At 73.2% G+C, this 12,372-nt stretch carries 10 protein-coding genes; 5 read left to right on the forward strand and 5 right to left on the reverse strand.

The features are described from left to right. Window positions 1-234: 234 nt before the first annotated feature. Complete coding sequence (locus WME73_RS33995) at window positions 235-972, forward strand: sigma-70 family RNA polymerase sigma factor (protein ID WP_437912225.1); 738 nt, start codon at window positions 235-237, stop codon at window positions 970-972. Between the two features lie 13 nt (window positions 973-985). Here the strand turns inward: WME73_RS33995 and WME73_RS34000 are convergent, their stop codons facing one another. Together WME73_RS34000 and WME73_RS34005 are read right to left on the reverse strand one after the other, a co-directional pair. After that, entirely contained in the window at window positions 986-3,715 is a 2,730-nt protein-coding gene (locus WME73_RS34000) for a hypothetical protein (RefSeq protein ID WP_437912227.1), read from the reverse strand. After that, window positions 3,712-5,094: a 3-keto-5-aminohexanoate cleavage protein gene (locus tag WME73_RS34005; RefSeq protein ID WP_437912229.1), complete on the reverse strand. Its 1,383-nt coding sequence runs from the start codon at window positions 5,092-5,094 to the stop codon at window positions 3,712-3,714. Before WME73_RS34005 ends, WME73_RS34000 begins: the two co-directional genes overlap by 4 nt. Window positions 5,095-5,152: 58 nt before the next feature. Here WME73_RS34005 and uppS point away from each other — a divergent pair, with 58 nt between their 5' ends. From uppS to WME73_RS34020, 3 genes are all read left to right on the forward strand, one after another. Beyond that, the gene (gene uppS, locus WME73_RS34010) at window positions 5,153-6,004 is read left to right on the forward strand and encodes a polyprenyl diphosphate synthase (protein WP_437740501.1); all 852 of its coding nucleotides are present in this window, start codon (window positions 5,153-5,155) and stop codon (window positions 6,002-6,004) included. A gap of 2 nt (window positions 6,005-6,006) precedes the next feature. Further along, window positions 6,007-6,828 carry a phosphatidate cytidylyltransferase gene (locus WME73_RS34015; RefSeq protein WP_437912230.1) on the forward strand — a complete coding sequence of 274 codons (822 nt, stop codon included), beginning with the start codon at window positions 6,007-6,009 and terminating at the stop codon, window positions 6,826-6,828. A gap of 246 nt (window positions 6,829-7,074) precedes the next feature. Then, on the forward strand, window positions 7,075-8,400 hold the full coding sequence (locus tag WME73_RS34020) for a Glu/Leu/Phe/Val family dehydrogenase (RefSeq protein WP_437912231.1): 1,326 nt from the start codon (window positions 7,075-7,077) through the stop codon (window positions 8,398-8,400). Between the two features lie 52 nt (window positions 8,401-8,452). Here the strand turns inward: WME73_RS34020 and ygfZ are convergent, their stop codons facing one another. The 3 genes from ygfZ to WME73_RS34035 form a co-directional block, all read right to left on the reverse strand. After that, window positions 8,453-9,451, reverse strand: a complete 999-nt coding sequence (gene ygfZ / locus WME73_RS34025) for a CAF17-like 4Fe-4S cluster assembly/insertion protein YgfZ (RefSeq protein ID WP_437912232.1) — start codon at window positions 9,449-9,451, stop codon at window positions 8,453-8,455. Between the two features lie 61 nt (window positions 9,452-9,512). Beyond that, a complete protein-coding gene (locus WME73_RS34030) occupies window positions 9,513-10,142 on the reverse strand; it encodes a hypothetical protein (RefSeq protein ID WP_437740505.1) in 630 nt (209 codons plus the stop codon). 33 nt (window positions 10,143-10,175) lie between these two features. Further along, window positions 10,176-10,754, reverse strand: coding sequence for a hypothetical protein (locus WME73_RS34035; RefSeq protein WP_437912233.1), 579 nt, complete (start codon window positions 10,752-10,754; stop codon window positions 10,176-10,178). Window positions 10,755-11,025: 271 nt separating this feature from the next. On the opposite strand from WME73_RS34035, the gene WME73_RS34040 reads away from it, so the two are divergent. Next, window positions 11,026-12,372 (forward strand): vitamin K epoxide reductase family protein, encoded by a 1,347-nt coding sequence (locus WME73_RS34040; RefSeq protein ID WP_437740507.1) that lies wholly within the window; start codon window positions 11,026-11,028, stop codon window positions 12,370-12,372.

A 12,372-nucleotide genomic window follows, 5' to 3' on the forward strand; every position in this document is an offset into this window, starting at 1 on the left:
CCTCCCATGTCGCTCCCCGCATGCTGTGATGCGGGCGGGTTCGTCCAGCCGGTCGCTTTTGGCGCGACGTGTCCGGTCGTTCCGTGTGAGCACGCACTGATCGAGGCGCCTTCTGCCCTCGGCCTCGATGGAGCGCCGAGCGTCGCTGTGCAGGAGCCGGGGGCGTCGCTCTCCCGCGAGCTTTGGGAGTCGGCGGAGGCCGCGTCAAGATGCGCGCACGAAATTTGGGACTCCGTGGAGGTCACGTCGGCCTGCACCTACGAGGGTCCGTGGCAGCTGTTGGAGCCAGACAGCGAGCCGGAGGTCGAGCCGGACGGCGGCCCGTGTAGCTTGCCGCGCTGTCCCGAGGCGGCCTGCACGGGCGGGCCGCGCGACCACGAGCCGACGTGCGCGCCGCTCCACCCGGAGGTGCTGCGGGGGTACTTCCCGCTCGTCCGCAAGCTGGTGCGGCAGGTGTCGCGCCACCTGCCGCCCAACGTGCAGCGCGACGACCTGCTCAGCGCAGGGATGCTCGGGCTCGTCGACTCGCTCCGCAAGAACGGCGGGAGCGACGGCGAGACGTTCGCCGGCTACGCGAAGCTCCGGATCCGCGGCGCGATCGTCGACGAGCTCCGCGCGCAGGACTGGCTCTCGCGGCGAGCGCGCGAGGCGGTCGAGGCGGAAGCCGCCAGCAGGGTCGGCGGCGCGACGGTCTTCGTGAGCCTGAGCGAGGTGACCCCGACCGAGGAGTCGGTGCACATGTCCGGCGAAGACGACCCGATCGAGGCGATCTCGGCGCAGGCGACCCGGCGGGCGCTGTCCTTCGCGATCGCGCAGCTCCCGGAGCGGGAGCGGCGCGTGATCGGCATGTACTACTTCGAAGGGGCGAAGCTGAAGGACATTGGCGCAGAGCTCGGGATCGGCGAGCCACGCGTCTCGCAGCTGCACACGCGCGCGCTCGGCATGCTGCGAGGCATGCTGTCCCACGCCTGACCGCCGCCCGCGCTCAGGGGACGAGCCGGCGCGCCCGGCCGGGCATCGCGACGCCGACCGCGAAGAGCGCGGTTTCCTCGTAGGTCTGCTGGAGGGCGGGGTCCCCGGAGGCCCGGTGCACGAACGCGTTGCGGTGCGCGCCGCGATCGAGCGCGACCACGCGGGCGCAGCCGAGGTCGAGCAGCGCCTCGGTCGTCGCCTCGTCGCTGTCGAAGGTGGTCGTGGCCACGAGCAGCGTGCCGTCGTCGAGCACGCAGGCAGCGCTGCGCCGGCGCATGGTCCCGATCTCGCGCGCCTCCGGCCGCAGCCTGCCGTCGTCGGCGGTGAGCGGCAGCTCGGTCGCGTCCGCGCCCGGCGCGAGCGGGGCGCCGCCCGCCGGGCGGATCTCGACGCGGCCCTGGCGGACCAGCAGCAAGCCTCCCTCGCCGCGGAAGCGAAGGCCGACGGTGCCGCCCACGGCGAGCCCGCGCGGGCCCCGCCGCCGGCCGGTGCCGACGCCGATCGCCGCGAGGACCTGCCGCCGCTCGTCGGCCGGCACCTCGGCGTCGAGCTTCGGCGCGCTCCGCGGCGAGATCTCGCGCGAGCCGGCGCGGAGTCGGAACAGGAACCGGCCCGGAGCGAAGGCGTGGACGCGGACCTGCGCGCCGAGGTGCACGGTGTCGGCGGCGTACACGGCCGGGCTCCACGCCGGGGGCGGCTGCGCGCCGCCGTCCTCGGCCCAGCCCACGCTCTCGCCCGGCAGCGACAGGTCCGGCGCCGGGGGACCGTGCGTCCAGCGCGACTCGAAGAAGAGAAAAGGGCGCGGCGACGCGGCCGCGGCGTGCTCCGGCGGCGCGATCGACATCGCGGGCGAGAGGCGCTCGGCGGTCAAGACGCCGTCCTGCTGGGGGCTCAGGAAGGCGACGCCGAGGGGGTCCGGCGCCCTGCCCAGCGAGACGCCGGCGAGGCACCCGGCGCGCTCGAGCGCCGCCCGGAGCGCGGCCGCGTCGAGGGCGCTGCCCCACGCGTGGACCACGAAGCCGCGGTCGGTCATGCACAGCGCCGCGCGCTCGACGACGAGGTCGTCGCCGTCGTCGGGAGAGAGCGTCGCGCTGGCCGGGGCGCGCTCCGCGGGAGGGCCGGCGAGGATGGCGAGCGGGGCCGCGGCGCTCCCTGCCTCGAAGAGCGAAGGGCCCTGCCAGAGCGCCCAGGGGAAGCGCGTGGCTCCCTCCGCGCGGGGCGCGCCGGGGCTCGCCGCCGCCGGACGCTGCCATAGCGCCCAGGGGACGCGCTCGACGTCCCCGCCGGACGGCCACGCGCCGAAGTACGGCCGGCCCGAGAGGTCGACCCCGAGCGTCGCCGCGCCGTCGCGCGGGGGCACGAGCGCGCGGCCGCCGACGACCATGCCGAGCGCCTCCGTCCCCGCGTGGGGCGCGCCCGGCTCGCGCGTGGAGGCGCCGAGGCCGATGGCGCCGCGGAGCGTCGACGCGTGGGGGAGCTGCCCCGTGCCGCGCGGGCCGACGGTCGGCCTGGGGGCCTCGTATCCCGCCTGCAAGGTGAACCGGATGTGCCGCGTGTCGATCGCGAGCAGGTGGACGCGCAGCTCTGGCCGCCGCGGATCGGGCCGGAGGGTCGTCGCGGCGAACGGGCTGGAGGGGCGCTGCGGATCCTCCTCGACGCCGGGGAGCGCGCGCGGGAGCGAGGGAGCCACCAGCACCCAGGCGCCCTCCCCCGGGAGCGGGGGATCGACCGCCGGCGCGACCGGCGGCGGCGGCCAGAGCGAAGGCCACCCCTCCGGCGCGGGCTCGGCAGACGCGGGGCCGCGGGTCACGTACGCGGCGGCCGGCGCGGCGCGCAGCTTCGCCGCCGCGCGATCCGCGGCGAGCGCGAGCCGCTCGACCGCGGCCGCCGCCGTCGGACCGAGCAGGCGCTCGGCGGACGGCCCGGCGAGCTCGCCGAGCGAGGGCACGCGGCGCGGGAGGTGGTGCGCGCGGGCGACGAACGGATCACGTCCGCCCGTGTCGACCTCGCCGGTGCTGGCGTTGAGCGCCGCCGGGACCGCCTCCGGCCCGAGCGCCATCACCAGGCCCTCGTCCACGAGGTCGAGCCGCGCAGACGCGGGCGGGTTGTCGAACGAGATCTCGGTGCGCGACGCGCCGTCCACGCTCCCGGTCTCGAGCCAGCCGTCGATCGCCGCGCGGAGCCGCTCGCCGACGGGCCGCGCTCCCGCGCGCCCATCGCCGCCCAGATCGAGCTGCGTGATCCCCTGCACGACGCCGAAGGCGGTGGTGGTCACGGCGACGCGGCTGCCGCGGGCGACGAGGCCGCGATCGTCGCCGAGGGGCGTCCCGGTCAGGTTGCGCACGCCGTCCAGGCTCACCGGCCGGCCGGAGCGGGTGAGCCGCACGCGCGCCCGGTACAGGTCGGCGGCGCCGCGCCCGTCAGGCGCGCGCTCCGCCTCGGGCCCGCGCTCCGCGGCGCCCGGGCGCGCGACGCGCGGGACGCGCGGGACGCCAAGGAACAGCACCCGGCGGCCCAGAAGCGCGTCGGAGAAGAACCCGCCGCGCTCCTCCCATACGAAGTCGTCCGGATTGACGGCGCCGCCGATCGCCTCCCCAAGCATCCCGGCGATGGCGTCCGCGGTCCGCGCTGGCGGGGGCGGGGTCGAGAGCCGCGCGACGGCCCCGAGAAGAGCGACGCCGAGCGCGATCGGGAGCCGACCGCGCAGGTGATCGATCCACGGCGAGAGCGGTCGGTCCGTCATCCCTGCGCGCGCGCGCTCCCTCCGGAGGCCGCGCCGGCCTGGGCCGCCGCGGTGCGCGGGCGGATCCCGAGGAGCTGGCGCGCGCGGTCCGGCTCGACCACCTCGCGGCCGATGCTCCGCGCGAAGGCGGCGGCGCGCGCGACGAGCGGCGCGCTCCCCTCGGCGAGCACGCCCTTGTCCAGGTAGATGTTGTCCTCCAGCCCGACCCGCGCGTGCCCGCCGAGCTGCATGGCGAGCTCGGTCATCGGGCGCTGGTGGCGGCCGACGGCGGCGACGCCCCAGGTGGCGCCTTGGGGGATCTGGGTGATCATGAACCGGAGCACGTCCTCGCGCGCCGCGATGCCGCCGGGCACCCCCAGGACGAACTGGAAGTGGAGCGGCTCCGCAAGCAGCCCCTCGGCGAAAAGGCTGAGCGCCTCATGGATATGGCCGACCTCATAGCACTCGAGCTCGGCGACGCTCCCCCCGGCGCGGATGCGGGCCGCCATGTCCCGGATGAGGGGCCGGGTGTTGTCGAAGATCCCGTCGCCGAAGTTGATCGTGCCGCAGTTCAGGGTGGCCATCTCGGGGCTGCAGAGCAGCGGTTGGGCGCGCTCGTCGACGCCCATCCCGACGGCGCCCCCGGTCGACGTCTGGACGATGACGTCCGTCTTCTCGTTGATCGCGGCGATCGCCTCGGCGAACAGCGCGCGCGACTGGCTCGGCGACCCGTCCGGGTTCCTGACGTGCAGGTGGACCACCGAGGCGCCCGCGTCGCGGCAGCGGGCGGCCTCGTCGGCGAGCTCGCGCGCCGTGATGGGGAGGTGCGGCGTCTGCGCCCGGGTCGTCTCCGCGCCGACGATCGCGGCCGTCAGGATGAGGGCGCTCTGCGGCGGCGTGACCAGGATCCGGGGGGGCGGCGTGATGATGGGCCGCGGCTCCGGGAGCTGCGCGTGGTCCGGGGGCGGCGCCGACAGCGCCGGCAGGACGAGGCGCGGCCGACGCTGGAGCTCCTTCGGGACGACACAGGTGCCGAGCGCCCGGCAGACGATGACCGGCTCGGCCAGCGCGTCGGCCGCCGAGGGCGCCACCCCGGCTTCGCGGACGCTGGCGACGACCTTGCGCGCCTCGAACGCCATCGCGCGCGACGTGGCGCCGACCTTGGTGACCACCCCGGTCGCCTCGATGAAGTCGCCTGCTCTGACCGGGGCGAGGAACTCGACCGCCTCGTACGCGCGGAAGAGCCCCTCGTCGCCGTCGAGACGGATCAGGAGCTCGGTGGCGACGTCGCCGAAGAGCGCGAGAATACGCGCGCCATCGCACAGCTCGCCCGCGTAATGTGCGTCGTGCGCGCCCATCCTGACGCGCAGCGTGACCGTGAGACCAACCCCTGTGCTCATGGGCGTGAAGACTCAACAGTCGACAGTCGGTAGTCAACAGAGGAAACTGCCCCCGCCGATGAACCTCGTAGAAGCCAGAAATCTCCCGCGCCACGTCGGAATCATCATGGATGGCAACGGTCGCTGGGCGGAGCTGCGCGGCGAGCCGCGCGAGGCCGGACACAAGGCCGGCAGCGCCGCCGTGCGGCGGATCGTGCGCGTCTGCCGGAGGCTCGGCGTCGAGGCGCTGACGCTGTACGCGTTCAGCGAGCAGAACTGGGCGCGGCCTCGGAACGAGGTCGACGCGCTGATGGGGCTGCTGCGCGAGTACCTGATGAGCGAGCGCTGCGAGATCCTCGAGAACGACATCCGCCTGGTCGCGATCGGCGACATCAGCCGGCTCCCCGAGGGCGTGCGCGACGTGCTCGACCCGCTCCGGAAGGCGTCCGCGACGAACCGCCAGATGACGCTCGCGCTGGCGCTGTCCTACGGCGCGCGCGAGGAGATCGCCGCCGCGGCGCGCGAGCTCGCGATGGAGGCGGTCGCCGGCAGGCTCGATCCGGAGTCGATCGACGGGGCGCTGCTCGCCGCGCGGCTGCCGAGCCTGAGCGTGGGCGAGCCGGATCTCATCATCCGCACCGGCGGCGAGCAGCGGCTCTCCAACTTCCTGCTCTACGGGGCCGCGTACGCCGAGCTGTCGTTCACCGAGCGGCTGTGGCCCGACTTCACCGAGGACGACCTGTTCGCCGCCATCGCGGCCTACCAGCGGCGCGACAGCGCCGACTCGCCCGCGCACGACGCGGAGGGCGGCGCCGGGGGCGAGCCGGCCAGCGCGCGGGGCGCGCTCGACGCGGAGCGGCCGTGGCGCGCGCACGAGATCGCCGCGCCCGCTTCGCATGCTTCCCACGATGGCTCACGGACGGGGGTCTGAGATTGGCTGCTTCCAACCTCACGATGCGGGTGCTCACCGCGCTCGTGGCCGCTCCCCTGCTCCTCTCGCTGCTCTACCTCGGCCCGAGCTGGGGCTGGGCGGCGCTCGTCGCGGTCGCCTCCGCCATCGGCGCGCTCGAGCTCTTCGCGATGACGCACGCGGACGACCGCGTCGCGCGGGCCATCGGCGTCGCGCTCACCCTCGCCGTCCTCGGCGTGATCTGGCGATTCAGCGGCTCTCCGGGCGCGCTCCTCGCGCTGATCTTCCTGCTCCCGTTCGTCGCGATGCTCATCACGCTGGTGCGCCTCGGCGAGATGCGCACCGCGGCGCTGCGCGTGCTGGCGATGACCTTCGGCCCGCTCTACGTGGGCGGCGGTCTCGGCGCGCTGGCGCTCCTCCGCCGCGAAGGGGGCGCCGACGGCCCCTCGTTCGTCGTGCTGGCGATGCTGCTCTCCTGGTTCTCCGACACCGGCGCCTATTTCGCCGGCCGCTTCCTCGGCCGGCGCAAGCTCTACGAGGCCGTGAGCCCGAAGAAGACCGTCGAGGGCGCGCTCGGCGGCCTGCTCTTCGCCGTGATCGGCGCGCTCCTTGCTCACTTCTGGTTCCTCCGGTCGCTGCCGCTCGTGGACGCGCTCGCGCTCGCGATCGTCGCGGGCGGCCTCGGTCAGGCGGGAGACCTCGGGGAGTCCCTGTTCAAGCGCTCCTTCGGGATCAAGGACTCTGGCGGGATCGTGCCCGGCCACGGCGGCATCCTCGACCGCGTCGATGCCCTGCTCGTGACCGGGACCATCACGTATCTGTATGTCCTGTGGTCGAGGCCCTGAACGGCGCCGCGCGCGGTGCGCGGTGCGCCGTCCGAACACCGCGCATCCATCGATGCGCGACACCCACATCGCACGCACGCGCCGCAGCCTCGCCCCCGACGCGGCTTTCCCGCGGTCAACGCGGCGCCTCCTCGCACACTGGCAGCCTGACGCATCGCTCCGCCCGTCCGGAACCGCGATGACGCATCGCATGGTTGCGCCCGACGTTGAACGGAAGGGCTCAGCGCACTAGAAAGTTACATAGCCATGGAAGAACAGCTCAGTACCAAGACCACGACTCCGCCAGTGAGCGTCCCTGCTGCTCCGAGCCACAGGCACAAATACGAGTTCTTCAAAGTCGTCCAGGGTTACCTCGACGAGGCTGCCCGACTGATCGAGCTGCCGGGTTACATCACCACGATCCTGAGCCAGCCGAAGAACGAGATCATCGTCAATTTCCCTGTACGGATGGATGACGGCAGCATCCGGCTCTTCAAGGGTTACAGGATCCAGCACAACAACCTCCTCGGGCCGTTCAAGGGGGGCATTCGATATCACGAGACGGTATCGCTCGATGATCTCAAGGCGCTGGCCGCGATGATGACGTGGAAGTGCGCGCTCATGAACCTGCCGCTCGGCGGCGGAAAAGGGGGGATCAAGTTCAACCCGAACGAGGTGTCGCGCGCCGAGCTCCAGCGGATCACCCGCCGCTTCTTCCATGCGCTCGGCGGAAACATCGGCCCGGAGACGGACATCCCGGCTCCCGACATGGGCACCGACGCAAAGACCATGGCCTGGGCCATGGACACGTACATGAACACCGTTGGCCAGCTCTTCAAGCAGGCGGTGAAGGGCGTCGTGACGGGCAAGCCGGTGGCGTCGGGCGGCACGTACGGTCGCGAGAAGGCGACGGGCCAGGGCGTCGTCCACTGCATCACCGAGTGGGCCGAGGACAACGACGTGAACCTCGGCGGCTCAACGCTGCTCGTGCAGGGCTTCGGCAACGTCGGCTCGCACACGGCCGTGCTCCTGTCGAAGCTCGGCGCCTCGACCGTCGCTGTCGGCGATCACACCGGGTATCTCTACAATCCGGAAGGGTTCAATCCGCACAAGCTGCAGGACTACGTGAAGAAGAACCGCTCGATCGCGGGCTACCCTGCCGGCAAGCCGATCAGCCGAGAGGAGTTCTTCCGGCTCAAGGCGGACATCTTCATCCCGGCGGCCCTGGAGAACCAGGTCGGCGTGGAGGAGGCGAGCTGGCTGCAGGTCCGCCTCGTGGCCGAGGGCGCGAACGGGCCGTGCACGCCCGAGGGGGAGAAGATGCTCCTGGAGCGCGGGATCCATATCCTGCCCGACGTCCTCGCCAACTCGGGCGGCGTCACGGTGAGCTACTACGAGTGGGTGCAGAACAAGCGCTCGGAGACATGGACGCTCGAGGAGGTCGACTCCCGGCTCGAGAAGGCGATGAAGCGGGCCTACCGCGAGGTGACCGAGCTGGCGCGGCAGAAGAAGTGCACGCTGCGCCTCGCCGCCTATGCCGTGGCGCTGCAGCGGCTCGCCGCGGTGTATGGAGAGCGCGAGATCTTCCCCTGAGATCGCTTGTCCGCGCTCCTCCGGCCCGCCGTCCGTCCGCGACGGCGGGGCGCTAGACCTTGGCCCGACCCGGCCCGTCCCCCGCCCTCGGCGCGCGCGTGATCTCGGCCGCCCGGCCGGCGACCCGGAGCGCGGCGCCCTGGACGGCGTGTTTGTATTTGACGTAGCCGAGCGCGAGCAGCCCTGTCCCGCGCGGATCCTCGACCTGGCTCGTGACGGTGCCGACGGCCGCGCCGTCGGGCAGCGCGATCTCCGCGCCCGCGGGCACGCCGCCCTCCCCCTCCACGGCGAGCTGCACGAGCCGCTTCTTGGCGTGGCCGCGCGCCTGGAGCATGAACACCGTCTCCTGCCCCAGGTAGCACCCCTTGTTGAACGACACGGCGCGCTCCTCGATCGAGGCCTCCTGCGGGAAGTTCTGGTCGTCGAAGTCGACCCCGAACCGCGGGACGTTGTTCTCGACCCGGAGCACCTCCCACGCCGCCGCCGTCACCGGCAGGACCGCGCGGGCCTCGCCCTCGGCGAGGAGCGCCTCGACGACGGCGCCCTCGGCCTGCCGGGGCGCCACGAGCAGCGCGCCCCCGAGGCCGGTCCAGTCGACGATCGCGGCCTCGGCGGCGGCCGCGCGCCCGGCCGCCGCGAGCTCGGCGGACCGCGGGCCGTGGACGAACGCCCAGGCGTGCTCGCCGGAGGCGTCCTGGACCTCGGCGTCCTCCATGATGAGGTAGCGCTCGAAGATCTCCCGGAGCTGCTCGACGCGCTCCCGCAGCGCGCCGACGTAGATGCGATCGGCCGCGATCACGATCCACACCTCGGCGAAGATCCTCCCGGTCTTCCCCACGTTGAGCCCGTACGCGCCGCCCGCGGGAGGCGCGGCCTTCGCCCCGGCAGGCAGCGGCTTCTGCGGCGCGAGATCGCAGGTGACCAGGCCGTTCAACCAGGTCTGCCGGTCCGAGCCGGTGACGATCAGCGTCCCGAGCTCGGGCATGGCCTGCACGAGCGCCCCTTCGCGAAGCGCGCGCCGCCGCTCTTCCAGTCCGTGAGCGTTGCTCATCGAGGCCGGATCGTGGAGGAGGGAGCCCGCGCCGTCGAGGGGCGGCCCGAACTTTCAGCGCTCAGGGATCGACCTCGGCGACGAGCGCCGGGAACTGAGCCGACTTGTGGACGCCCGGCGGGACGATCGCCGCGTCGACGTGGCCGACGAGGCGGCGGAGCGCGTCGACGTCGGCCGAGAGCACCTCGGCGACGACGGTGAGCGCCCTCGGGAGCGACGCGACGGCCTCGATCACCGCGTCCGCCGACGCGCACCGGACAAGGACCACGCGCGCGCCGACCTTCGCGGCGGCCTCGGCCCCCTCCTTGCTCTCCGCCAGCGCGAGCGGGAGCATACGCATCGTCCTCGCCCCCTTCGCGAGGCGGTCCCAGTCGTCGAGCGGCAGCGTCGCGTCGATGCAGACCCCGTCCGCCCCGTGGTAGCGCGCCGCGAGGGCGCCGTCGCGATCGCTCACCCGCGACAGGCAGAGCGACGGCACCGTCCTCGTCGCCAGCGCGGCCCCCTGCATGGCGGGCCCCGCCTCGGCGAACGCGAGCGCGGAGATGTTGAGCTCATGCAGCCGCGCCGCATCCTCCGCGGGCGCCTCCGAGCCGACGAGCCCGACAAGAGCCATGTTCTTCCTGCGGGTGGAGATCACCTGGAGAAGATCGCGTGTGGACGGGACGATCGATCCTGCATCGAAATCCTGCATGGGGAGGGCGGGTAGACGAGACGAACGCGCGGGTCAAGCGAGGGATCGCTCTGGGTCCTCGAGCGCGGGTCGGGAATCCGTGGCTGGAACGTCGTGCACGCGCATCCACACGGCGGTCTGATCGCCCTCGTAGCAGACGCTGCCTTCGTGACGGAACTCGAACGAATAGCGGATCATGTGCCGCTTGACGCCGAGCCGGGAGCGCGTCGCCACGCACGTCGCCTCGATGGGCGCGCCCGGCTGGACCAGCTTGCGAAAGACCACCCGGTGAATGTTGGTGCCATAACCGATCCAGCCCTCGCGGTGGCGCAACCCGAGCAGGTGGTAGGCGTGCACGAAGCCGAGCATCCCCGTCGCGTGCACCATGATGCCGCCGGCGACGTGGCGCGGGTGCAGCAGCGGATGCGCCCGCTGCGCGTCGACGAGCGGCATCGGCCTGTCGGTCGGCATACGACAGCGCACGAGGCCCTTCTCGGCGTCCACCTCGAGGAGCTCGTCGAAGAAGAGCACCGAGGGGTCGTAAGGGAGGTCCGCGAGGAACTCGGCGTCGAACGGACCGGGCTTCACAGGAAGGGGCGCGCCGCTCGCCGCGCCGGGTGCAGAGGTCGTCATCGGTTGGCTCTGGGATCCCGAATCCCCCCGGGCCGGCTCCTAGCAGCGGCCGATCGCGTGGGCAACGCCGACCAGCGGCGCGCGCCGCGAGGCGCTGGGCCGGCGGGCTCGGCGAAGCCTGCCGGCGGGCTCAGCGCGGCGCGGGGACGATCGCCCCCTGGGCCGCGCGGCGCGCGTGCGCGTGCGCGCGCGTCATCGCGCGCGGGCGACGCCCGCGCGCACAGGCGTCCTTATTTGACGCGTTGCCCGACGTCGCGTAATCCACTCGGCCATGTCAGGCAGTCGTGGTCCTCGCGGGCCTGCAGCGCTCGCGCTCAGCGGGTCGCTCCTGGGACTCGCGTTCAGCGCCTCATCGACGTTCGATTACATCCGGCACCTCGACCGGCAGGTCCACGACCTGCACTGCAGCTTCGTCCCGGGGCTCGGCGCGCAGGCGGGCGCCGACACCGCGTGCCGCGTGGCCATGTACAGCCCCTACTCCGCGCTGTTCCGCGAGAGCTTCTGGGGCGGTATCCCCATCTCGCTGTTCGCCCTGGGCGCGTTCGCGTTCTTCGCGGCGTTCGCGCTCTATGTGCTGCTCTCGGCCCAGCACGCGCCGCGGCGCGCGGCGCACTTCCTGTTCGTCGCGGGCCTCACGCCGCTCGCCGTGTCGCTCCTGATGGCGACCATCTCGGCGATGCGCCTCGGGGTGTTCTGCAAGACGTGCGTCGGCATGTACATCTCGTCGGCGCTGCTCGCGGCCGGCGGCGTCTGGGCGTTCCTCGAGGACCGCAGGGCGGCCCGCGCCGCGGCCTGGTCCAGCGCGGCGCCGCGCGCGCCCTCGTCGGCAGGCGCGGCCGGGGTGGGGCCCACCGTCCCCGGGGCGCCCCTCGGGGTCGACGGGCCGGGCGGCGCCGCCGCAGCGCCCGCCGGCCCCCCGCGCCGCGTGGGCTCGCTGCTGCTCCTGCCGGGGTGGCTCGTCGCGCTCGCCGTGTGCACGGTGACGCCGGCGCTGCTCTACGCGAGCGCGCTGCCGAGCTACGCGAGCTACATGACCGGCTGCGGCAAGCTGGAGAAGCCGACCGAGCCCAACGGGGCGCTGCTCCACGTGACGCGCCCGGGCGCGGTGCAGCCGGCGACCCTCTTCGTCGATCCGCTCTGCCCGACCTGCAAGGCGTTCCACCAGCGGCTCGTGTCCGAGGGGGTGTTCGACAAGCTCGACGCGACGCTGGTGCTCTTCCCGCTGGACAGCGAGTGCAACTGGATGCTCGACCGGCCGGTGCACCCGGGCTCGTGCCTCCTCTCGAAGGCCATCCTGTGCAGCGATCACCGGGCGATGGATGTGCTCGAGTGGGCCTACGAGAACCAGGAGACGCTGCTCGAGGGCGCGAAGGCGGGCGCGGGCACCGCCAACGTGCAGGCGGCGATCCGGCAGCGCTGGCCGGGGCTCGACGCATGCATGGACTCGAAGGAGACGGCGCTGCGGCTGAACCGTATGCTCCGCTACATCGTGGACAACAAGCTCCCTGTCTCGACGCCACAGATGTTCCTGGGCACGACGCGGCTCTGCGACGAAGATACGGACATCGGGATGTCGTATGCGATAAGGCAGCTCGCGCCGGCGCTCCGGACGAAGTGA

Source organism: Sorangium sp. So ce302 (assembly GCF_051530145.1).
GTDB classification, from domain to species: domain Bacteria; phylum Myxococcota_A; class Polyangia; order Polyangiales; family Polyangiaceae; genus Sorangium; species Sorangium cellulosum_B.

Bases quoted from the DNA above. Each gene is read 5' to 3' on its own strand.
- WME73_RS34040 (WP_437740507.1), top strand. From the start codon at position 11,026: ATGTCAGGCAGTCGTGGTCCTCGCGGGCCTGCAGCGCTCGCGCTCAGC.
- WME73_RS34005 (WP_437912229.1), bottom strand. From the start codon at position 5,094: ATGAGCACAGGGGTTGGTCTCACGGTCACGCTGCGCGTCAGGATGGGC.
- ygfZ (WP_437912232.1), bottom strand. From the start codon at position 9,451: ATGAGCAACGCTCACGGACTGGAAGAGCGGCGGCGCGCGCTTCGCGAA.
- WME73_RS34020 (WP_437912231.1), top strand. From the start codon at position 7,075: ATGGAAGAACAGCTCAGTACCAAGACCACGACTCCGCCAGTGAGCGTC.
- WME73_RS34030 (WP_437740505.1), bottom strand. From the start codon at position 10,142: ATGCAGGATTTCGATGCAGGATCGATCGTCCCGTCCACACGCGATCTT.
- uppS (WP_437740501.1), top strand. From the start codon at position 5,153: ATGAACCTCGTAGAAGCCAGAAATCTCCCGCGCCACGTCGGAATCATC.
- WME73_RS34000 (WP_437912227.1), bottom strand. From the start codon at position 3,715: ATGACGGACCGACCGCTCTCGCCGTGGATCGATCACCTGCGCGGTCGG.
- WME73_RS34035 (WP_437912233.1), bottom strand. From the start codon at position 10,754: ATGACGACCTCTGCACCCGGCGCGGCGAGCGGCGCGCCCCTTCCTGTG.